Annotated in this window: 18 protein-coding genes; 14 read left to right on the plus strand and 4 right to left on the minus strand. The window is 71.1% G+C overall.

All coding sequences use genetic code 11. From position 1 onward, the window contains the following. Positions 1–484 precede the first annotated feature (484 nt). The 4 genes from bioB to ACIQ7M_RS06385 all read left to right on the plus strand — a co-directional run bounded on the left by bioB (position 485) and on the right by ACIQ7M_RS06385 (position 4,940). Entirely contained in the window at positions 485–1,708 is a 1,224-nt protein-coding gene (gene bioB, locus ACIQ7M_RS06370) for a biotin synthase BioB (protein ID WP_403640337.1), read from the plus strand. Then, the gene (locus ACIQ7M_RS06375) at positions 1,701–2,981 is read left to right on the plus strand and encodes an adenosylmethionine--8-amino-7-oxononanoate transaminase (RefSeq protein WP_355772634.1); all 1,281 of its coding nucleotides are present in this window, start codon (positions 1,701–1,703) and stop codon (positions 2,979–2,981) included. Before bioB ends, ACIQ7M_RS06375 begins: the two co-directional genes overlap by 8 nt. Position 2,982: 1 nt before the next feature. Beyond that, on the plus strand, positions 2,983–3,699 hold the full coding sequence (gene bioD, locus ACIQ7M_RS06380) for a dethiobiotin synthase (RefSeq protein ID WP_355772632.1): 717 nt from the start codon (positions 2,983–2,985) through the stop codon (positions 3,697–3,699). Between the two features lie 551 nt (positions 3,700–4,250). Then, positions 4,251–4,940, plus strand: a complete 690-nt coding sequence (locus tag ACIQ7M_RS06385; protein ID WP_403640342.1) for a class I SAM-dependent methyltransferase — start codon at positions 4,251–4,253, stop codon at positions 4,938–4,940. Positions 4,941–4,972: 32 nt separating this feature from the next. Here ACIQ7M_RS06385 and ACIQ7M_RS06390 read toward each other — a convergent pair whose 3' ends face one another. Both ACIQ7M_RS06390 and ACIQ7M_RS06395 read right to left on the minus strand, forming a co-directional pair. Beyond that, a complete protein-coding gene (locus tag ACIQ7M_RS06390; RefSeq protein WP_403640930.1) occupies positions 4,973–5,311 on the minus strand; it encodes a fic family toxin-antitoxin system, toxin component in 339 nt (112 codons plus the stop codon). Positions 5,312–5,351: 40 nt separating this feature from the next. Beyond that, positions 5,352–5,591 carry a toxin-antitoxin system HicB family antitoxin gene (locus ACIQ7M_RS06395; protein ID WP_339127977.1) on the minus strand — a complete coding sequence of 80 codons (240 nt, stop codon included), beginning with the start codon at positions 5,589–5,591 and terminating at the stop codon, positions 5,352–5,354. Positions 5,592–5,798: 207 nt separating this feature from the next. Between ACIQ7M_RS06395 and ACIQ7M_RS06400 the strand changes: the two genes are divergently transcribed. The 7 genes from ACIQ7M_RS06400 (at position 5,799) to ACIQ7M_RS06430 (ending at position 14,569) form a co-directional block, all read left to right on the plus strand. Further along, positions 5,799–6,728 (plus strand): ABC transporter ATP-binding protein, encoded by a 930-nt coding sequence (locus ACIQ7M_RS06400; RefSeq protein ID WP_403640345.1) that lies wholly within the window; start codon positions 5,799–5,801, stop codon positions 6,726–6,728. Between the two features lie 7 nt (positions 6,729–6,735). Beyond that, the gene (locus ACIQ7M_RS06405; protein WP_403640348.1) at positions 6,736–9,300 is read left to right on the plus strand and encodes an ABC transporter permease; all 2,565 of its coding nucleotides are present in this window, start codon (positions 6,736–6,738) and stop codon (positions 9,298–9,300) included. Positions 9,301–9,632: 332 nt separating this feature from the next. After that, the gene (locus tag ACIQ7M_RS06410; protein ID WP_403640351.1) at positions 9,633–10,550 is read left to right on the plus strand and encodes an LLM class F420-dependent oxidoreductase; all 918 of its coding nucleotides are present in this window, start codon (positions 9,633–9,635) and stop codon (positions 10,548–10,550) included. A gap of 80 nt (positions 10,551–10,630) precedes the next feature. Continuing rightward, positions 10,631–11,056 (plus strand): GNAT family N-acetyltransferase, encoded by a 426-nt coding sequence (locus tag ACIQ7M_RS06415; protein WP_386985649.1) that lies wholly within the window; start codon positions 10,631–10,633, stop codon positions 11,054–11,056. 252 nt (positions 11,057–11,308) lie between these two features. After that, the gene (locus ACIQ7M_RS06420) at positions 11,309–12,634 is read left to right on the plus strand and encodes a hemolysin family protein (protein ID WP_355769160.1); all 1,326 of its coding nucleotides are present in this window, start codon (positions 11,309–11,311) and stop codon (positions 12,632–12,634) included. Next, on the plus strand, positions 12,631–13,644 hold the full coding sequence (locus tag ACIQ7M_RS06425; RefSeq protein WP_403640355.1) for a hemolysin family protein: 1,014 nt from the start codon (positions 12,631–12,633) through the stop codon (positions 13,642–13,644). The genes ACIQ7M_RS06420 and ACIQ7M_RS06425 overlap by 4 nt, the downstream gene beginning before the upstream one ends. Positions 13,645–13,771: 127 nt before the next feature. Next, positions 13,772–14,569, plus strand: a complete 798-nt coding sequence (locus tag ACIQ7M_RS06430; RefSeq protein WP_355769166.1) for an SGNH/GDSL hydrolase family protein — start codon at positions 13,772–13,774, stop codon at positions 14,567–14,569. A 668-nt stretch (positions 14,570–15,237) separates the two neighbouring features. Here the strand turns inward: ACIQ7M_RS06430 and ACIQ7M_RS06435 are convergent. Both ACIQ7M_RS06435 and ACIQ7M_RS06440 read right to left on the minus strand, forming a co-directional pair. Next, complete coding sequence (locus tag ACIQ7M_RS06435) at positions 15,238–16,608, minus strand: BN159_2729 family protein (protein ID WP_403640358.1); 1,371 nt, start codon at positions 16,606–16,608, stop codon at positions 15,238–15,240. Next, a complete protein-coding gene (locus ACIQ7M_RS06440) occupies positions 16,605–17,186 on the minus strand; it encodes a sigma-70 family RNA polymerase sigma factor (protein ID WP_326789111.1) in 582 nt (193 codons plus the stop codon). Before ACIQ7M_RS06440 ends, ACIQ7M_RS06435 begins: the two co-directional genes overlap by 4 nt. A 965-nt stretch (positions 17,187–18,151) precedes the next feature. On the opposite strand from ACIQ7M_RS06440, the gene ACIQ7M_RS06445 reads away from it, so the two are divergent. From ACIQ7M_RS06445 to ACIQ7M_RS06455, 3 genes are all read left to right on the plus strand, one after another. Beyond that, positions 18,152–18,664 (plus strand): hypothetical protein, encoded by a 513-nt coding sequence (locus ACIQ7M_RS06445; protein WP_355769175.1) that lies wholly within the window; start codon positions 18,152–18,154, stop codon positions 18,662–18,664. Between the two features lie 285 nt (positions 18,665–18,949). Further along, the gene (gene purB / locus ACIQ7M_RS06450; RefSeq protein WP_386985642.1) at positions 18,950–20,392 is read left to right on the plus strand and encodes an adenylosuccinate lyase; all 1,443 of its coding nucleotides are present in this window, start codon (positions 18,950–18,952) and stop codon (positions 20,390–20,392) included. 165 nt (positions 20,393–20,557) lie between these two features. Beyond that, the gene (locus ACIQ7M_RS06455; protein ID WP_403640362.1) at positions 20,558–21,373 is read left to right on the plus strand and encodes a nucleotidyltransferase domain-containing protein; all 816 of its coding nucleotides are present in this window, start codon (positions 20,558–20,560) and stop codon (positions 21,371–21,373) included. Positions 21,374–21,436 lie beyond the last annotated feature (63 nt).

The following is a 21,436-nucleotide window of genomic DNA, read 5'->3' on the forward strand; positions in this document are numbered from 1 at the left end:
CCGACCAGCCCGCCAGCCATAGCCGGTAGCGGGATGCTCAGCGAGCCGTTCCCGCAGATATCCGGTTGTCACCTCGATTCCGAGGGGGCACCCGTCCAGCGTGCTGCGGAGCGTGATTGGCGCGTGCGTGGCCCGGTCGCTCAAGATCCGGTCGTGCGCCTCGCGGTCCCCTACGATCGCAGGGTGGGGATGCCGGGAGCTTCCGGAACAGCCGCACCACGTCACGCCCGGCGTTTGAGGGAACAGCCCCTTCGGGGGTGTTGTAGGAACCCTCCATACTGATCCACTGGCCCTTTCGTCTCACTCACGTCTCTCACCAAATCGGCGGCAAGATGCGGATTTTGGGCCTCTGACCTGGTCTTCCGTGCTCTCTGTGGACCCTACGTGCGGTGGTGCTCGTGTTACATACCCCACACGTCGAACCATCTCTGTTGTGCAAACTCTCCTTGGCCGGGAGCGGTCGCATGGTCCAGGATCGGACCTCATGGACCTGCTGAACACGCTGGTGGACAAGGGGCTTCGGCGCGAGCTGCCGACCCGCGACGAGGCGCTGGCCGTACTGGCCACCTCCGACGACGACGTACTCGACGTGGTGGCCGCGGCCGGAAAGGTACGCCGGCACTGGTTCGGCCGACGGGTGAAACTGAACTATCTCGTCAACCTGAAGTCGGGCCTGTGCCCGGAGGACTGCTCGTACTGCTCGCAGCGTCTCGGCTCCACGGCCGGCATCCTCAAGTACAGCTGGCTCAAGCCCGACGAGGCCTCCAAGGCCGCGGCGGCCGGGCTCGCCGGGGGCGCCAAGCGGGTCTGCCTGGTGGCCAGCGGGCGCGGCCCGACGGACCGTGACGTGGACCGGGTGTCCGACACGATCAAGGCCATCAAGGAGCAGAACGAGAACGTCGAGGTGTGCGCCTGCCTCGGTCTGCTCTCCGACGGCCAGGCCGAGCGGCTGCGCGAGGCGGGCGCGGACGCCTACAACCACAACCTGAACACGTCCGAGGGGACGTACGGGGAGATCACGACCACCCACACGTACGCCGACCGGGTGGACACCGTCCAGAAGGCGCACGCGGCGGGACTGTCCGCCTGCTCGGGCCTGATCGCCGGCATGGGCGAGTCGGACGAGGACCTCGTCGACGTCGTCTACGCGCTGCGCGAGCTCGACCCCGACTCCGTTCCGGTGAATTTCCTGATCCCGTTCGAGGGAACCCCCCTCGCCAAGGAGTGGAACCTCACCCCGCAGCGCTGTCTGCGCATCCTGGCTATGGTCCGCTTCGTCTGCCCGGACGTCGAGGTCCGCATCGCGGGCGGCCGCGAGGTGCATCTGCGCACCCTCCAGCCGCTGGCCCTGAACCTCGCCAACTCGATCTTCCTCGGTGACTACCTCACCAGCGAGGGCCAGGCGGGCAAGGCCGACCTGGAGATGATCGCGGACGCCGGCTTCGAGGTGGAGAACGCGGGCGAGGTGACGCTGCCCGAGCACCGGGCGCCGTCCGGCGGCTGCGGTTCGCACGCGGAAGCGGGGTGCGGATCGCACGAGGCGGCGGGATGCGGATCGCACGCCGAGGCGGGCTGCGGGTCCCACGAGGGCGGCGGCGTGTGCGGTTCGGCGCCCGTGGCTCCGGTCGAGGCGCCCGCCGACGCCCGTACGGACCTGGTCTCCGTGCGCCGCCGCGGCGCCGGAACGGATCTCGCGCCCAATGCCTGATCTGTCCGTGCGAGAACTGCTCGACCTCGACCGGCGGCACGTCTGGCATCCGTACGGGCCCATGCCCGGCCGCCAGGAGCCGCTGGTCGTGGAGTCGGCGAGCGGGGTCCGGCTGCGGCTGGCCGACGGCACGGGCGAGCTGGTCGACGGCATGTCGTCCTGGTGGTCGGCCATCCACGGCTACAACCACCCGGTCCTGAACGACGCGGCACGCGGTCAGCTCGAACGGATGAGCCATGTGATGTTCGGCGGGCTCACCCACGAGCCCGCCGTCCGGCTGGCGAAGCGACTGGTCGACATCTCGCCGGACGGTCTGGAGCACGTCTTCCTCGCCGACTCCGGCTCGGTCTCGGTCGAGGTCGCCGTCAAGATGTGCCTCCAGCACTGGCGCTCGCTCGGCCGTCCGGGCAAGCAGCGGCTGCTGACCTGGCGCGGCGGCTACCACGGGGACACCTGGCAGCCCATGTCGGTGTGCGACCCCGAGGGCGGGATGCACGAGCTGTGGCAGGGCGTGCTCCAGCGCCAGGTGTTCGCCGACGCGCCACCGGCCGCGTACGAGGAGTCGTACGCGGACCATCTGCGCGAGCTGATCGGGCGGCACGCCGACGAGCTCGCCGCCGTCATCGTGGAGCCGGTGGTGCAGGGCGCGGGCGGGATGCGCTTCCACTCCCCCGCGTATCTGCGGGTGCTGCGCGAGGCCTGCGACGAGCACGACGTCCTGCTCGTCTTCGACGAGATCGCGACGGGTTTCGGCCGCACGGGTGAGCTGTTCGCGGCGGACCACGCGGGCGTGACCCCCGACGTGATGTGTGTCGGGAAGGCGCTGACCGGCGGCTATCTGACGATGGCGGCGACGCTGTGCACCTCGCGGGTGGCCGACGGCATCTCGCGCGGCGAGGTGCCCGTGCTCGCGCACGGCCCGACGTTCATGGGCAATCCGCTCGCCGCCGCGGTGGCCTGCGCCTCGGTCGACCTGCTGCTCGGACAGGACTGGCGGACCGAGGTGAAGCGGATCGAGGCGGGACTGACGGAGGGCCTCGCGGAGGCCGCCACGCTGCCGGGCGTGCGGGACGTTCGGGTGCTCGGCGCGATCGGAGTCGTCCAGCTCGACCACGAGGTGGACATGAAGGCGGCGACGGCGGCCGCGGTACGCGAGGGCGTGTGGCTGCGGCCGTTCCGCGACCTCGTCTACACGATGCCGCCGTACGTCACCGGCGACACGGACCTGGTACGGATCGCGCGCGCGGTGTGCGCCGCGGCGCGGGAGGGCTGAGATGACGGTACTGGTGATCACGGGTACGGGCACGGAGGTGGGCAAGACGGTCGTCACGGCCGCTGTCGCCGCCACGGCCCTCGCGGCCGGACGGTCCGTGGCCGTGCTGAAGCCCGCGCAGACGGGTGTACGACCGGACGAGCGCGGCGACGCGGACGAGGTGGCCCGGCTCGCCGGTGCCGTCACGACGCTCGAACTGGGCCGCTATCCCGAGCCGTTGGCACCCGCGACGGCCGCCCGGCGGGCCGGACTGCCGCCCGTGTCGCCGGAGTCGGCGGCGGAGGCCGCGGCGAAGCTGGCCACCGAGCACGATCTGGTGCTGGTCGAGGGCGCGGGCGGTCTGCTCGTCCGGTTCGACCACGAGGACGGGACGCTCGCGGACGTGGCCCGGATGCTGGACGCGCCCGTCCTGGTCGTCGCTTCGGCGGGGCTGGGAACGCTCAACACGACGGAACTGACAGCTCGTGAACTGCGGCTTCGGGAGCTGGAGTTGGCGGGAGTGGTGATCGGGAGCTGGCCGGACTCCCCCGATCTGGCGATGCGGTGCAATCTCGCGGACCTGCCGGCGGTGTCCGGGGCGCCCCTGCTGGGTGCCGTCCCGGCGGGCGTGGGCGGCCTCTCGCCCGCCGACTTCCGTGCCGGGGCGCCGGGTTGGCTGGATCACCGGCTGGGCGGACGCTGGAACGCCGGGGTCTTCGCGGCGGCGCACACGGCCTGACATCGGGCGAGGCCCCGGCAAGCGCCTCGCCCGGCACAGGCCCCGGTCGCGGCAGGCACCTCACCCGGCACGGGCCCCGGCCCCGGCAGACGCCTCGCCGACACGCAGGGCTTGACGCCGGCCGGGGAAGGCGCCTCTCCCGGCCTCCAACTGCCGCTCACCGAACCGCCGGTGGAGGCACGCCGCCCCGCGTCGCCGGCCGGGGCCGCCGGCCGAACTCCCCTTGCCCGTCGGCACTCGGACGCCGGCCATCGGATGCCGGCAGCCGGACGCCGGTGCTGGACGGCCGCGCCGGCCACGGGGGCACGACGCACCCCCGTGGCCCGCGCCCGTCGCCGCTCGCCGCTCATTGGGCGCCGGTCCCCGGCCACCGGTCTCCGCCCATCGGCCTCCGGCCACCGCGGGCCCGGGAGCCGTCACGGCTCGGCCGGGGTGGGACGGCCCGGGTGGCTTCCCGCCGGGTGAACTCGCCCTCCGGGCGACGCGCCGGGCGTGCGGCGGGCTCCCGAGGGGGACAATTCCGGTGAACCCTGTCTCCCGGGAGGTCCGAGATGCCGTTCAAGCCGCTCCGGTCGGCCGACTCCGGCAAGATCTCCGCGGACGCCGTGCACCATCCGGTGTTCGCCCGCTACTACGCCCGTCTCAGCGTCGGCGCCGAGACCCGGATGGGGATCGGCGGGCTGCGCGAACGGCTGCTCGACGGACTGTCCGGGCGGGTGATCGAGATCGGCGCGGGCAACGGCCTGAACTTCGCGCACTATCCGGGCACCGTGTCGGAGGTCGTGGCCATCGAACCCGAGCGACTGCTGCGGCAGTTGGCGATGGAGGCGGCGCTGCGCTGCGAGGTGCCCGTCGACGTGGCGCCGGGCGCCGCGGAGGCCCTGCCGGTCAAGAGCGAGGCGTACGACGCCGCCGTGCTCTCACTCGTGCTGTGCAGCGTGCGGGACGTGCCGAAGGCGCTCGCCGAGGCGCGGCGGGTGCTCCGCCCGGGCGGCACGGTGCGGTTCTTCGAGCACGGCCGGGGCGGCGGACGGGTCATGGGTGCCGTCCAGCGGGGCCTCGACGCCACGGTGTGGCCGCGACTGTGCGGCGGTTGCCACGTGGCCCGCGACCCGATCGCCGCGCTGCGTGCGGCGGGATTCGAACTGGGCCCGTACCGGCGGCTGTCGCTGCCCGAGAAGGGCCCGCGCCTGCCCACGTCGTACTGCGTCCTGGGCACGGCCCGTCGGCCGCTCGACTGACGAGCGCGCCCCCGGGCCTCTCGCGCCGGGGGTCACAGACTCCAGCGGCGCAGTTCGTGGGCGATGTCGTGCACGGTCGCCTGACCGTTCTTCACCAGGCGGGCCAGTTCCCTCACCTGTTCGGGCGAGGTGACGACCTTCAGGCCGCTGGCGACGAGATAGGCGTAGGCGACGGCCGAGGCGAACATCGCGTTGGAGCGTTCGAGCGCCGGGACGTGCAGCAGGAGTTGGAGCAGCGCGGCGGCGCGGGCGTGCGGACTGTCGTACACGGGAATGCCGAGGATCTCCGCCTCGTGCCGGCTGACCGCGGCGACGAGGGCTCCCCAGTCGGTGACCGGGGGGTCTCCCGGTGTCTTCTGTTCGGCGATCATGAGGAGCCAGGCAAGGTCGACTCTGATACTGCTCAAGGGATCAACGACGACCTTCGCTGGTGCCTTCACGCTCCGCGCCGAACTCCTCGGCGAAGACGGACTCGTACTGCTTCATGAAGTCCGCGGCGGCCTCCACGAAAGTGTGGCCCACTTCCCCGGTGTCCTGGCGGACCAGTTCCTCGATGTAGCGGTTCACGCTCATCCCCCGTTCCAGGGCTCTCTCCCGGGCGGCGCGCGCGGTGCCTTCGTCCACCCGGACGTTCAGCTGTGTCTTCGCCATCCTTCGAAGCTAGCGCGATATCGCTAGCACAGGCAAGAGGGGCCGGGGGTGGAGAACCGCGGTGGAGATTGCCCCTTACATCGATATCAGGGCCACACCCTGGGACGGAGACCGTGTGGCACCTCGGGGGGATACCGGGTGTGCGTCCGATCACACTACGCTCGGGCCGACCATGTGTCCGGACATCCATCCCAGGAGGAGGCGGTCTTGTCCACAGCTGCTGCCGAGCAGATTCCCGGCCGCGCGGAAGGGGACGGGATCGCCGCCCGCGCCCGCGGCCTGACCAAGGCGTACGGTTCCGGCGAGACCGCGGTACTGGCCCTCGACTCGGTCGACGTGGACATCGCGCGCGGCCGGTTCACCGCCGTCATGGGTCCCTCGGGCTCCGGGAAGTCCACCCTCATGCACTGTCTCGCGGGCCTGGACACCGTCTCGGCGGGGCAGGTGTGGCTGGGCGACACCGAGATCACCGGGCTGAAGGACCGCGAGCTGACCCGGCTGCGGCGGGACCGGATCGGCTTCATGTTCCAGTCGTTCAACCTGATCCCCACCCTCAACGCGGCCGAGAACATCACGCTGCCCATGGACATCGCGGGCCAGAAGCCCGACCAGAAGTGGCTCGACCAGGTCATCGACACCCTCGGGCTCCGCGACCGGCTGAAGCACCGGCCCGCCCAGCTCTCCGGAGGACAGCAGCAGCGCGTCGCCTGCGCGCGGGCGCTCGCCTCCCGGCCCGAGCTGATCTTCGCGGACGAGCCGACCGGCAATCTGGACTCGCGGGCGGGCCTCGAAGTCCTCGGATTCCTGCGCGAGGCCGTGGACGAGCTGGGCCAGACCGTCGTCATGGTCACCCACGATCCCGGCGCGGCCGCCCACTCCGACCTCGTGCTCTTCCTCGCGGACGGGCGGATCGTCGACGAGATGGAGCGGCCCTCCGCGGACGCCGTGCTGGAACGGATGAAGCGTTTCGACACCGTCCGCGTGACCTTCGACGGCGGGCGCGGCGAGCCCGGTGGAGCGGCCGCCGACGGCGACGGGGGTCCCTCGGCGGACGCCCGCGGCGCGGGTGACACGGCTCCCGTCACCGGTGACACGGCCCAGGGCGGCTCCGGCGACGCAACCCCCGACAAGGACTGAGGCGGTCGTGCTCAAGGCGACACTGCGAAGCTTTTTCGCGCACAAAGGGCGACTGCTGCTCTCGGCCCTGGCCATCGTGCTGTCCGTGGCCTTCGTCGCGGGCAGTCTCATCTTCTCGGACACGGTGACCCGTACGTTCGACCGGCTCTTCGCCTCCACCGCGGCCGATGTGACCGTGGAACCGAAGAACGACCTGACGTCCCAACTGCCCACCGGCGCCACCGAAACCGTCCCCGCCTCCCTCACGGACCGGCTCGCCGGCGTCGACGGGGTCGCCGCGACCCACGTGGACGCGTCGGTGGAGAACGCCCCGGTCGTCGACAGCGCGAACAAGTCGGTCGGACCGACGACGGGCGCCCCCACGATCGTCACCAACTGGGAGCTCACCGAACGCAGTCCGGTGAAGCTGACCTCCGGTCACGAACCGCACGGCGCCGGCGAGGCACTGCTCGACGCGGACACCGCCGACAAGAAGCACCTCGGCATCGGCGACACCCTCACGGTGCAGGCGCAGCCCGGCTCCTTCAAGGTGCGGATCGTCGGCATCGCCACCTTCACCACCACCAACCCCGGTGCCGCGCTGATCTTCCTCGACACCCCGACCGCGCAGTCCAGGCTGCTCGGCCGCCCCGACGCCGCCACGAGCATCTCCGTGGACGCCGCGCCGGGTGTCGACGACGCCGTGCTCAAGAAGCGCGTCTCCGCGGAACTCGGCGCCGGGCCCTACGAGGTGAAGACGGCCGAGGAGCAGGCGAAGTCGTCCGCCGAGCAGCTCGGCGGCTTCCTCGACGTCATCAAGTACGTGATGCTCGGCTTCGCCGGGATCGCGGTGCTCGTCGGCATATTCCTCATCGTCAACACCTTCTCCATGCTGATCGCCCAGCGCACCCGTGAACTCGGGCTGCTGCGGGCGCTGGGCGCCGACCGCCGGCAGGTCCGCCGGTCGGTGCTCACCGAGGCGCTGCTCCTCGGCCTGGTGGGTTCGACGCTCGGCCTCGCGGCCGGGATCGGGCTGGCGATCGGGCTGATCAAGCTGATGTCCGCCTTCGGCATGAACCTCAAGTCCACGGAGATGGTGGTCGGTTGGGGAACCCCCGTGGCGGCGTACGTCGTCGGCGTCGGCGTCACGTACATCGCGGCCTATCTTCCGGCCAGGCGGGCGGCGGGCGTCTCCCCCATGGCGGCCCTCTCGGACGCCGAAGTCGCGGGCGTGGGACGGCCGTTGCGGGTACGGGCCGTGGTCGGCGGGGTCGTCGGCGCGGCCGGGGCCGCGGCCCTGGCGGGATGCGCGGCCTCGTCGAAGACCTCGACCTCGGCCTCGCTGCTGGGACTCGGTGTCGTCCTCACCCTGATCGCCACGGTGATCGCCGGTCCGTTGCTCGTACGGCCCGTGATCCGGGTCCTCGGCGGCGCGTTCCCGGCGATCTTCGGTCCGGTGGGCCGGATGAGCCAGCGCAACGCGCTGCGCAATCCCCGGCGCACCGGCGCCACCGCGGCAGCCCTGATGGTCGGTCTCGCCCTGGTCGGCGGGATGTCCGTGGCCAGCGCGTCCATGAGCAAGTCCTTCGACCAGCAGATCGACAAAACGCTCGGCGCCGACTTCGTGCTCCAGAACGCCAATTACGTGCCGTTCTCGCACGAGGTCACGGACAAGGTGCGCGCCACCGAGGGGGTCGGGCTGGTCGTCCGGCAGCGGTTCACCCCGGTCGCGGTCAAGCTGCCCGACGGCAAGCGGGTGGAGACGACCGCCTCGGCCTACGATCCGCGGCTCGACGACGTCGCCCACCTCACGTACACGCGGGGCGACTCGGCGGCGGCGCTCGGCGAGGGGCGTATCGCGATGGACGCGACGTTCGCCGAGGACCACGACGTGCGGGTCGGCAGCACGATTCCCGTCGAGTTCCCCGCCGGCCGCACGACGACCCTGACCGTGGGCGCGCTCACCGACCAGGACGGCGGCGGGTTCGGGACGCAGGGCGGACTCTTCTTCGGCTTCGGCACGATCGAGAAGTACGTGCCCGGCGGGCAGGACTCGGCGCTGTACGTCAACGCGGCCCCGGGCACGGCCCCGGACCGGCTACGCCCGCTTCTGGAGAAGACCCTCGAGCCGTACCCTCAGGTTCAGGTCCGCGACCAGGCCGACTACAAGAAGCTCGTCCACGACCAGATCGCCGTGCTGCTCTACCTCGTGTACGCGCTGCTCGGGCTCGCGATCGTCATCGCCGTGCTCGGCGTGGTCAACACCCTCGCCCTGTCCGTCGTGGAGCGCACCCGCGAGATCGGGCTGCTGCGCGCCATCGGTCTCGGCCGGCGTCAACTGCGCCGGATGATCCGTCTGGAGTCCGTGGTGATCGCCGTGTTCGGCGCGGTGCTCGGGCTGGCGCTCGGGATCATCTGGGGTGTCTGTGTCCAGCAGGTGCTCGCGCTGCAGGGCATGAAGGCGCTCGCCATCCCGTGGACGACGATCGTCGCGGTCGTGATCGGCTCGGCCGTCGTGGGCATCGTCGCGGCACTGCTCCCGGCCCTGCGCGCTTCGCGCATGAACGTCCTGGCGGCGATCGCGCACGAGTGACCACACCCCGGCTCGGCCCCGACCCCGGGGCCGAGCCGGACTCCTGCCCACCCCCGACCCGCGGGGCGGAAGCGGATCACGCACCCGCCCGGAGCCCGGCGAACGGCACTGTCTCTCCCCCCGGTCCCCCGGGCCCAATCGACCGCCTCCCCCGGTCCCCAGGGCCGGGAAGCGACGACCGTTCTCCCCGGTCCGCCGGGGCCAGGAGCCGGGCACCTGCCCGCCCCTGCCCCTGCCCCCGTCCCCGGGCCGGGTCGCTCGCCCGCTCGCCCGTTCGCCCGCTCAGGCCCGCGCCGGGCCGGGGTGGGTCCGCCCGTTGGAAGGAACAGCCGATGTCACGCCCGTTCCGGTTCGGTGTCAGCCTCATCGCTCCCGCGACCGGTGCCGAGTGGGCCGCCAGGTGCCGCCGTGCCGAGGAGCTCGGCTACGACGTGATCACCGTCGCCGACCATCTGGGGATGCCCGCCCCCTTCCCCTCGCTGGTCGCCGCCGCGCAGGCGACCCGGCGGCCCCGGCTCGGCACGTTCGTCCTCAACGCGGCCTTCTGGAACCCCGCGTCGCTCGCCCGCGAGGTGGCCACCACGGACGCGCTGACGGGCGGCCGTCTCGAACTCGGCCTCGGCACCGGATACGTACCGGCCGAACACGAGGCGGCGGGCCTGCCCTTCGGCACCCCGCGCGAGAGGGTCGACCATCTCCTGCGCGCGGTCGAGGAGTTGGAGCGCCTGCTCGGCCCGGACGGACTCTCCCACGGCACCCCGTGGCCGGGTGGGAAGGCGCCGGAGACATCGGGCGGCGGACCGCCGCGGGTGCCCCTGTTGATCGGGGCCAACGGCGACCGGATGCTCCGTGTCGCAGCGGAGCACGCGGACATCGCCTCGTTCACGGGAGCGCGCACCGGGCGGAACGGCACCCTGGAACCGCTCTCGGCCGGCGAGCTCGACGGACGCGTCACGCTCTACCGGAAGGCGGCCGCCGGACGCGAGGAACCCGCCGAGCTCAACCTGCTGATCCAGATCGTAGCCGTGACCGACGACCGCGGTGCCGCCGTCCGGCCGTGGCTGTCCCGGCTCCCGCACCTGACCGAGCGCGAGGTGCTGGACCTGCCCATCGTCCTGATCGGTTCCGTGGAACAGATCACCGGTCAGGTCCGGGACCTGCGCGAACGCTTCGGATTCTCGTATCTGACCGTGCTGGAGCCGAACCTGGAGGTCTTCGCTCCCGTGGTCCGCGCCCTGCGCGGCCGGTGATCGTCGCCCTGCTCGCCGTTGATCGTCCGCATGTCGGAAATCCCGTTCCGGCACCTGGTCCCCCGTGATGGGATCGGAGCATGACCGACTTGCGGATACGGGCCGCGCGGCCCGAGGACCTCGACACCGTGCTCGCCTTCTGGAAGGTGGCCGCCGAGGGCACCAGCATCAGTGACGACCGGAGCGGTGTGGAGCGTCTGGTCGACCGCGATCCCGGGGCGCTGCTGCTCGCGGAGCGCGAGGAAGAGCTGGTGGGCACGGTGATCGCCGGCTTCGACGGCTGGCGCTGCCATCTGTACCGGCTGGCGGTCCGTCCGGACCGGCGGCGCCTCGGCATCGGCTCCGCGCTGCTGGCCGCGGCGGAGGAACGTTTCGTACGGCTGGGCGGTCGGCGTGGTGACGCGATGGTGCTGGCACGGAACGAAACCGCCCACCATGCCTGGCGGGCCGCCGGGTATACGCCGGAGGAGCACTGGCGGCGCTGGGTGAAGCCGCTCACCGACTAGGGCTCCCGGGGGCGTCGGGAGTCAGGGGGAGGCCGGCACCGAGCGGCGGCAGGGGACGGCGGCGGCACCCTCAAGGAGACTGCTTTGCCGATCCTTTACCCTTGTTGGACCCGACCATCGTTCCTCCGACGAAAGGTGTGAGCGTCCGCCCATGGGCGAGCCTCCCAGTACCCGCGGCCGTGTTGCGCACGGTGGCAGCGGACATCGCGCGATCCCCCTGTCCCTGGCCGATCATGGGACGGAGGTGACCCGATGACCGAAGTGTTCCTCCTGCTGGTCGCAGTTCTGCTGTCGCTGATGTGCGGCGTGTTCGTGGCGGCCGAGTTCTCCCTGACCACGGTCGAGCGCAGCGAGCTGGAGCGGGCCGTGGAGCGCGGCGAGCGGGGCGCCTCCGGAGCCCTCAAAGCCGCACGGAACCTCACCTTCCAGCTCTCCGGCGCCCAGCTCGGCATCACCGTGACGAACCTTGTGGTCGGCATGCTCTCCGAGTCGTCGATCGCCAAGCTCATCGCGGGCCCCCTGGAATCACTGGGCGTCCCGCCCTCCGCGTCGAACTCGGTGGCACTGGTCATCGGTACGGCGCTCTCGACGGTCTTCCTGATGGTCGTCGGCGAGCTGGTGCCCAAGAACTGGGCGATCTCGGCACCGCTGGCCGTGGCCAAACGGGTGGCGACGCCGCAGCGCTGGTTCAGCGCCGCGTTCCGCCCCTTCATCGCCCATCTGAACAACACCGCGAACCACGTCGTCCGCCGCTTCGGCCTCGAACCCGCCGAGGAGCTGGCCTCCGCCCGCGGACCCCAGGAGCTGGTGGCGCTCGCCCGGCACTCCGCCAAGGAGGGCGCCCTGGAGGCGGACACCGCCGAGCTGTTCGTGCGCACCCTGAACCTCGCCGACCTGACCGCGGAGAACGTCATGACACCGCGCGTCCAGGTCATCGCGCTGGACGTCCAGGCGACCTGCGAGGACGTGGCGAACGCGACCCGGGCGACCGGTCTGTCCCGCTTCCCGGTCTACCACGAGAGCCTCGACGAGGTCGTCGGCGTCGCGCACATCAGGGACGTGCTGACCGTGCACGCCACGAGCCGGACACAGACGCCCGTCTCCCGGATCATGCGCGAGGCGCTGCTCGTACCGGAGTCGCTGACCGTGGACAGGCTTCTGGACCGGCTGGCCGGCAAGCGCACCATGGCCGTGGTCATCGACGAGTACGGCGGCACGGCCGGCGTCGCCACCCTGGAGGACATCGTGGAGGAGGTCGTCGGCGAGGTGCGCGACGAGCACGATCCGCACGAGACGCCCGACCTCGCCCCGGCCGGCACGGACGCCGCCGGCCGGACGCTGTACTCGGCCGACGGGTCCGCCCGTACCGACCAGCTCGCCCGGGTCGGACTGCGGGTGCCCGACGGACCGTACGAGACCCTGGCCGGGTTCATCGCGACCGAGCTCGGCCGGATCCCCGCCGAGGGGGACAGCGTCGAGGCCGACGGCTGGCGGCTCGACGTCGTGGACGCCTCGGGGCGGCGAGCAGCGCGGGTGCTGCTGCACGCCCCGGACGACGCCGAGGAGAGCACGCGATGACCGTCGTGCAACTGCTGATCGGACTCGCGACCCTCGTCGTGAACGGCTTCTTCGTCGGCGCCGAGTTCGGGCTGATCTCGGTGCGCCGCAGCCAGATCGAACCGCACGCCGAGCGGGGCGACCGGCGGGCGCGCAGTGTGCTCTGGGGCCTCGAACACGTCTCGGCGCTGCTCGCGACCGCGCAGCTCGGCATCACGCTGTGCACCCTGGTGCTCGGCATCGTGGCCGAACCCGCCATCGCGCACCTGCTGGAGCCGGTGTTCCACGCGGTGGGTGTCCCCTCCGGCGCGGGTCACGTGGTCTCCTTCGTCATCGCGCTCACCCTGGCGACGTATCTGCACATGCTGCTCGGCGAGATGGTGCCGAAGAACGTGGCACTCGCGGAGCCCGTGCGGACGGCGCTGGTCCTCGGGCCGCCGCTGGTCGCGCTCTCCCGCGCGCTGCGCCCGGTGATCTTCGCGGTCAACGCCTTCGCCAACGGGCTGCTGAAGCTGCTGCGGGTCGAGGTGAAGGACGAGGTCGCGGCGACCTTCTCCGACGACGAACTCTCCCGCCTGGTCAAGGACTCCAGTGCGGCGGGGCTCATCGACCACCGTGCCCAGGAGCGGCTGCGGGACGCCCTGGAGCTGGGCCGCCGCCCCGTGCACGACGTCGTGCTCCCGGTGGAACGCGTCGTCTACGCGCGCGTGGGCGTCACCCCGGAGGAACTGGAGCGGCTGTCGGCCGATTCGGGGTTCTCCCGCTTCCCCGTCGTCGACGAGGGGCGCCGGATCGTCGGCTATCTCCACGTCAAGGACGCCCTGGACGCGGCCCCTCGCGAGGTGCCGTTCCGCGTGGAGGACATGCGGCCCATCGCCCGCGTCCGCGAGAGCACCCCCCTGGACGACGTCCTGACCGCGATGCGCCGCAGCCGCACCCATCTCGCCGCGGTCATGGGCAGCGACGGACGGCTCACGGGACTGGTGACGATGGAGGACGTCCTGAGAGAACTGTTCGGACAGCCGGCGTAGGGGATGTTCGGGCAGCCGGCGTGGGGGACGTTCGGGGGCCGCCGCGGGGGGCTCGGGGGAGCCGCGGCCCCGGCAGGACGGTCCGACCGACCGATGGGTATGTGTTCGGGTTACCATCTTTCACGCCATGCAGATGAATGCCTCACACACCAGCCTCGTCGCGGTCGGCGACTCCTTCACCGAGGGCATGTCGGACCTGTTGCCCGACGGTTCCTACCGAGGATGGGCCGACCTCCTCGCGAGCCGCATGGCGGCCCGGACACCCGGTTTCCGCTACGCCAACCTCGCGGTGCGCGGCAAGCTGATCGGACAGATCGTCGACGAGCAGGTGGACGTGGCCGCCGCCATGCGGCCCGATGTGATCACGTTGGTCGGCGGCCTCAACGACACCTTGCGGCCCAAGGTCGACATGGGACGCGTGCGCGGTCTCCTGGAGGAGGCCGTGGAGCGGCTCGCCCCGGCCTGCGAGCAACTCGTCCTGATGCGCAGCCCCGGCCGCAACGGCCCGGTCCTCGAACGATTCCGGCCTCGCATGGAGGAGCTCTTCACCGTCGTCGACGAGCTCGCCGAGCGGCACGGCGCGCTGGTGGTGGACCTCTACGGGGCACCTTCGCTCGCCGACCCGCGTTCATGGGACGTCGACCGGCTGCATCTGACCGCCGACGGACACCGCCGGGTCGCGGAAGCCGTGTGGCAGACCCTCGGATACGAGGCCGAGGACCCGGACTGGCGCGTCCCGTCGGCGCCCACCGCACCCCCTGGGTGGGTCTCCCGCCGCACGGCCGACGCCCGCTTCGCCCGGCAGCACCTGCTGCCGTGGATCGGGCGACGGCTGACGGGCCGCTCGTCCGGCGACGGACTGCCGGCGAAGCGCCCGGAGCTCCTGCCCTACGAGGGTCCTGTCACGGGCGGGCACCTCGGCTGAGCCGACCCGAAGGGGCGGCTTCCGCCGTGTCGCTCTCTCGAGTGGCACGGCGGCCCATGCTCCGCATGGAGGAGGACGCTACCGGATCGTCCCTCGGTCGCCACAGGGCGCACGGGGGGCGCTCGACAGCGCGGGTATGCAGTTGACGCGCCCGCTCACGCGCCCGTAAGTACGGCGGGGCCCGGCGCGTACGCCGGGCCCCGCCGACGACTCCTCCAGCTTTGCGGAGCATGGAGAGGAGCCGTCTTGCCATCCCGCGGGGATGGCAAGTAACAGGCCAGCCGGGAGTTCCCGCTGGAATCAACATCAAAGCACTCGAGCCTTGGCCTGAGAAGTACGCCCCAGAGCACCAACCGGGGAACTTGCGGGTGCCCGCCCATGGGCGTGGCCGGGTCAAAGGCACGTGCGTACCTTTTGGCACCGACACGCCACCGGTGGACCGATCAGGGCCGATGTGCCCCATCGGCACCCTTGCGGCGGACTGCCGACAGGGTGGGAAACCGGCCATCCCCGAGGGCCGCGCCTACTACCGGCCGATATCGCTCTGCGCCAGGTTCAGTACACAGAACGTGAGCATGTGTGGACGCGTCGCCCTGGTTCGCCTCATGCAGAGGCGCGGGGCGTCACGAGTGAGAAACAGCCAGTCGAGGCGGCGCCCCCGGCGACGATCACGCACTGTCCCCGGTGATTCCGCCGGAGGGCAGGGGGGTCGGCGTCAACGGGCCGTGCGCCATGACGATCGAGGCGAGTGGATACGGGGGTCCGTCCGTGCCGCGCAGGACCAGCAGCGGCATCCCGCGCTCGTCCTGGCGCCGCCCGAGCGACAGCCAGATCCGGTCGGTGCGGTCGACCTGTCCCACCCCGAGGTCGTAGATCCGCCCCCAGAGGAAGAACGGATCGGCGGCCGTGTCGCTCGCCTCCTGGAGGAGCTCGGGGACACCGTGCGCGGTGAGGTGGACGGCGACTCCGTCGAGGGTTCCCGCGGCCACCTGAGCGTGCCCGGCCGTCCTGGTCCGGACGTTGCGGGGAGCGCCGATCGCGTCGAGCCAGTACTCCCAGTCGTCCAGGCAGGTGGCCTTGACCGCCACCGTGACCCGCTCGCCGTCCGCCGTGATCTGCATGGCCTCCAGGCGTGCGAGGTGGTCGGACTGCAGGCTCGCGGCGACCGAGACCGCGCGGGCGGAGGCGCTGCCCCATCCGACCTGGCGCGACCGGGCGGCGACCGGCCGCACCCGCGGAACCTGGCCGTCGACGCGCTGCGGCACCGGCGCCACCCCGTGCTCCGCCATGACCCGTCCGGCGCCGCGGTCGGCGAGATGCAGGACGATCGCACCGCGCGCGGGCGGCACGAGCGGCGAGGACAGGGAGGCACGGTCGTGCCGCGGCTCGGGGTTCTCGGCGCCGGTGCCCGGCTCCGGGTGGTCCGGCACGGACGCCGGGGCACGATCGTGCCGCGGCTCGGACTCCTCGCCGACGGGCACGGGTTCCGCACGGTCCGGCCCTGCCGCCGGGGCGTGGTCGTGGCGCGGCTCGGGACCGCCGGCGCCGAGACCCCGCTCCTCGCGATCCGGCGCGGACTCCGACGCGGACGCGGGCAGGAACGCGGGCACGGACGCGGGCGTGGACGCGGGCACTGGCACTGGCACTGGCAGGGGCGCCCGGTCGTGCCGCGGCTCGATGTCGTCGCCGGGGATCCGTCCCGCGCCGTTCGGCTCGGAGGCGGACACACCCTGCTGGCGCGGCTCGACGTCGTCGCCGGGGATCAGCCCCTTGCGGTTCAGCGCGGTGGCGATCCGCATCGCGACCTCGCTCGGGTAGCCGCAGTCCTCCACGATCGTGTCCACGGCCGCGTGGTAGGCCTCCGGGCAGTTCTGCACGGCCTCGACCTGTGTCCGCAGCCGTTCGAGGACACCGGCCCCGCCGGCCTCCACCAGACGCCCCTGCGCCTCCAGGTCGGCGACGAACTCCCGTGCGAGCGCGCTGAGTTGCTCGGCAAGATTGGCTTCGACGACCGAACGGATCTCGGGCACTGTGGTCATGCCGCCACCCCCAGATACTCGCTGCGCAGCTTGGCCAGAGCCCTGAACTGCAGGGTCTTCACCGCGCCTTCGGACCGTGACATCTGGCGTGCCGTCTCCAGCACCGAGAACTCCATCAAGAAGCGTCGCGTGAGGACTTCGCGTTGCGGTGGCCGCAGTTGCTCCAGAGCCCGGCGCAGCAACTCCTCGTCCAGACTGATCAATACGGTGTCCTCGGTGCTGACCGTGAGATCTTCGTCGAAGCCGAGCATGTCCTCGACGACGAACTCGCGGCGCTGGGCACTCTTGCAATGGTCGATGACCTTGTTCCGGGCGATGGTGATCAGCCACCCGACAAAACCGATGCCGCGATAGGTGAAGGTCTCGCGTTTCATCCAGGCGTTGAGAAAGGTCTCGCCGGTGATGTCCTCGGCGACCTGCCGATTGCGTACACGGCGTTGTACGTAAGCCAGTACCGCGGGGTGATGCAGGGCGTAGAGCTCCCCGAAAGCGTCCCGGTCGCCCGCGAGCGCGCGGGCGATAAGGGCCGGTTCTCTGGTGTCGAACCGCGGTGTGGCGGCGTTAGCCTCGGCGATCAAGGCCTACTCCGTTCATGAGTGGATGAACTGTGGTGGGCAGGTGCTGCGACGGTCCGCTCCGGCCATGGCCGGGCTCGGGCGCCGGATGACCGGGTCGTCGTGTCCGAAGGTTTCGAGGCGCCCCCCCGCGGTTGCCTCGCAGCTCCGGAGCCTGGTCGAGCTGATGCCGAGGCGGTGCAAATAGGGTCCCCTCAAAGGGACTTGCATACGTGCGACTAACTCACAGTCATGCAACATATGCAACTTGCGTACACGTACGCAAGTTGCTTCGCCGGTATGAAGACGAGACTTTTTGTGGGGAACTGACGTGCGACCCGTCCCCCTTGGCCTGCCATGACTGTTAAACGCCAATTGACCTGCGAAGATGCACGCATGCAAGTCGCGTGCAAGTTGCATACACGCGCGCTACTCTCCGGAACATGCGGAGCATGGAAGAGTCCCCCCACGAGTCCCGCGGTGAGCGACAAGCTCTCGCAAGGAAGGTGGGCGAGTACCTCACGAATGCCGCGACAGCGGCCGGGTACGACGTACGCCCACGAGCCGGTGGCCGGGCTCAACTGGCCATCGCGATAGGAGTGAGCCTGACGACGATCAGCAGAACGTTGGAAGGAAAGACCCTCCCCCTTCCCTCGCAACTGACCACATGGGCGTCAGTACTTGGCCTCGACCAGCGAGAGATGTTGGTGAACAGCGGCATGCTTCCGCCGGAACAGGGGCCTCAGCCTGCGACACGGAGGGTAGCCTCAGTAACACTCACCCCGGAGGAGGCCATGGACGCATGGGGAATCACTGATCTCAGAATCCGCACAATGCTCAGCGGGAACATCGTCCAAGCTATCGAGCTTCAAAAGGATCTCGATGCCGACGACAGCCGGGGGGCCACTGCAAGGGGGTAACAAAACGTGGCGTACAGACTGGCAACCGCGTCCGCCGCCAGCTGCACAGCCGGCTGGACATTCGTGGGCGTGGGCGTCTGGCACCATGCATGGGAAGCGGCGACAGTCGGGATCGGCCTGTTGACCATGGGCGTGGCCGGGGCACTCGCGGCCCTGCTCCGTCACACGGTGACGCAGGTCGATACCCGGACACGACACGATCTCAGCGTCCTGGCGGAACACCGACGACGCCTCGAGCTGGACATCCAAAAACGCGAGCTGGACCTGGCCCAGCGAGAGAAAGCCATGGCCCGCCGGGCCACCATCACCGCCATCAGACTCGGCAGTCATGCCCGAGCCCTCGACGAGGCGCGCAACGCGAACACGGCACTGCGCGCCAAGAACTCCCAGCTCATGCAGGAGATCGAGGAAGTCAACGACGAGCGCAACCAACTGATCACGGCAGAGCTCACCTTCGCCCACGACCGCTTCACGTCGAAGACGTACGGGGGTCTGCGCGCTGTAGTCGGCAGCGAGCAGCCCCACCCCGATCCGCACGCGCAGGCGGGCTACGGAAGCCGCCCCCCGCGTTCCGGATCATGAGCACCACCCTGCGAAAACGTTCCACCGAGCCATCCATCCCTTCATACGGAGAACAACTCCCCTCCGTTCAAAGGAGTTGAGCGTCAATCCGCCGCGATGACCGGCGGGCGCAGGAGCGACGACGCGGTCTGTGGTGCGCACCCGAGCGCGACACCGCCGTCCCGTCCCCGCACTCCTCACGCACGCCCCGGTCCGCCGGGGGGTGCCGCTCCGCGACGACCTGCGCATCCGGGACGCCGCGGACATAACAGGAGCCCCGCCGGACTGCCGGTATGCTCCATACACGTGACCACCGCGCCTGCTAAGCCCCGTATCCCCAACGTTCTCGCCGGACGCTACGCCTCCGCCGAGCTCGCCACGCTCTGGTCGCCCGAGCAGAAGGTCAAGCTGGAGCGTCAGCTCTGGCTCGCCGTGCTGCGGGCCCAGAAGGACCTCGGGATCGAGGTGCCGGACGCCGCCATCGCCGATTACGAGCGGGTCCTCGACCAGGTCGACCTCGCCTCCATCGCCGAGCGCGAGAAGATCACCCGGCACGATGTGAAGGCGCGGATCGAGGAGTTCAACGACCTCGCCGGCCACGAGCACGTGCACAAGGGCATGACCTCCCGCGATCTCACCGAGAACGTCGAGCAGCTTCAGATCCGGCTCTCGCTGGAGCTGACGCGCGACCGTACGGTGGCGGTCCTCGCCCGGCTGGCCAAGCTCGCCGGCGAGTACGCCGAGCTGGTCATGGCCGGCCGCTCGCACAACGTGGCCGCGCAGGCCACCACCCTCGGCAAGCGCTTCGCGACCGCCGCGGACGAGATGCTCGTCGCGTACGGCCGCGTCGAGGAGCTGCTCGGCCGCTACCCGCTGCGCGGCATCAAGGGCCCGGTCGGCACGGCCCAGGACATGCTCGACCTGCTGGGCGGCGACGCGGCCAAGCTCGCCGACCTGGAGCGGCGGATCGCCGGGCACCTCGGCTTCTCGCAGGCCTTCACCTCCGTCGGCCAGGTCTACCCGCGCTCGCTGGACTACGACGTCGTGACCGCGCTGGTGCAGGTCGCGGCCGCCCCGTCCTCGACCGCCAAGACCATCCGGCTGATGGCCGGGCACGAGCTGGTCACCGAGGGCTTCAAGCCCGGCCAGGTCGGCTCCTCCGCGATGCCGCACAAGATGAACACCCGCTCCTGCGAGCGTGTCAACGGTCTGATGGTCATCCTGCGCGGCTACGCGTCGATGACCGGCGAGCTGGCCGGCGACCAGTGGAACGAGGGCGACGTGTCGTGCTCGGTGGTGCGCCGGGTCGCTCTGCCGGACGCGTTCTTCGCGCTCGACGGTCTGCTGGAGACCTTCCTGACCGTCCTCGACGAGTTCGGCGCCTTCCCGGCCGTCGTCGCCCGCGAGCTGGACCGCTACCTGCCGTTCCTCGCGACGACCAAGGTCCTCATGGGCGCGGTGCGCGCCGGTGTCGGCCGCGAGGTCGCCCACGAGGCCATCAAGGAGAACGCCGTCGCCTCCGCCCTGGCCATGCGTGAGCAGGGCACCGAACGCAACGAGCTGCTCGACAAGCTCGCGGCGGACGAGCGGATCCCGCTGGACCGCGCGCAGCTCGACGAGCTGATGGCCGACAAGCTGTCGTTCACGGGAGCCGCGGCCGACCAGGTGGCCGTCGTCGTGGGTCGTGTCGAGGAGATCGTGAAGCAGCACCCGGAGGCCGCGGGCTACACGCCCGGCGCGATCCTCTGACACCCCTCGCACAAAGCGGACCTGGAGGCCGCCCGCGACCGGCTCATGCCGTCGTCGCGGGTGGCCTTCCGGCGTTCTCCGGCGGTGTGCAGCCGCGCTCAAGGCGGTGTGCGGCCGCGCCGAAATGGGTCGCGTACGGAGATCCGCCTCGGCAGAATCCCGGACATGGAGCGTCTGACGGAGATCGCGAACCGGCTGGCCGAGGTCGACGGCATCGTCGGTGTGTGTCTGGGAGGCAGCCGGGCCAGTGGTACGCACCGTCCTGACTCCGACTTCGATCTGGGCCTGTACTACCGGCCCCCGCTGGACACCGCGGCGCTGCGCCTGCTCGCGGCCCGGCTGACCGGTGGCCCGGTGGAGGTGACCGAGCCGGGCGGCTGGGGGCCGTGGGTGGACGGTGGCGGATGGCTGACCGTCGACAGCCACCGCGTCGACTGGATCTACCGCGACCTGGACCGGGTGCACCGCGTCTGGCGGGACTGCCTGGCCGGTCGGTTCGAGATCGGGGTCCAGCCCGGCCATCCCCTGGGCGTGTACTCCCACTCCTATGCCGGTGAGGTGGCCGTCGGGCAGGTCCTCGCCGACCCCGGCGGTGAGCTCCGGAAGCTGCGGGAGCTGACAGGCACCTACCCCGAGCCGCTGCGCGAAGCGCTCATGGACAACGCGCGATGGGAGGCGCCGTTCATCCTGGCCACCGCCCGCAAGGGGGCCACTCGCGGTGATGTCTTCTACGTCGCCGGCTGTCTCTTCCGCGCGGTCGGCCTTCTCGCGCAGGCCCTCCATGCCCATGCCCGACGCTGGGTGCTCAACGAGAAGGGGGCGATTCGGGCCGCGGGAGAACTCGCCGTCGCCCCGGCGGACTTCGCCGGGCGGGCTCACGGGCTGTTCTCCGCACTCGGCACCACCCCCGAGACGCTGGCCGCCGCGCTCGACGACGCCGACCGGCTGGTCGCCGACGTGCGCGATCGCCTCGACCGCTGATCAGCCCGCCGGCCGGGCATGCCTCGGTATCCGCGGGACACGGCCGTCGCGTCAGCGCGCTCC

Origin of the sequence: Streptomyces sp. NPDC096324 (assembly GCF_044763015.1) — a bacterium.
Taxonomy (GTDB): domain Bacteria; phylum Actinomycetota; class Actinomycetes; order Streptomycetales; family Streptomycetaceae; genus Streptomyces.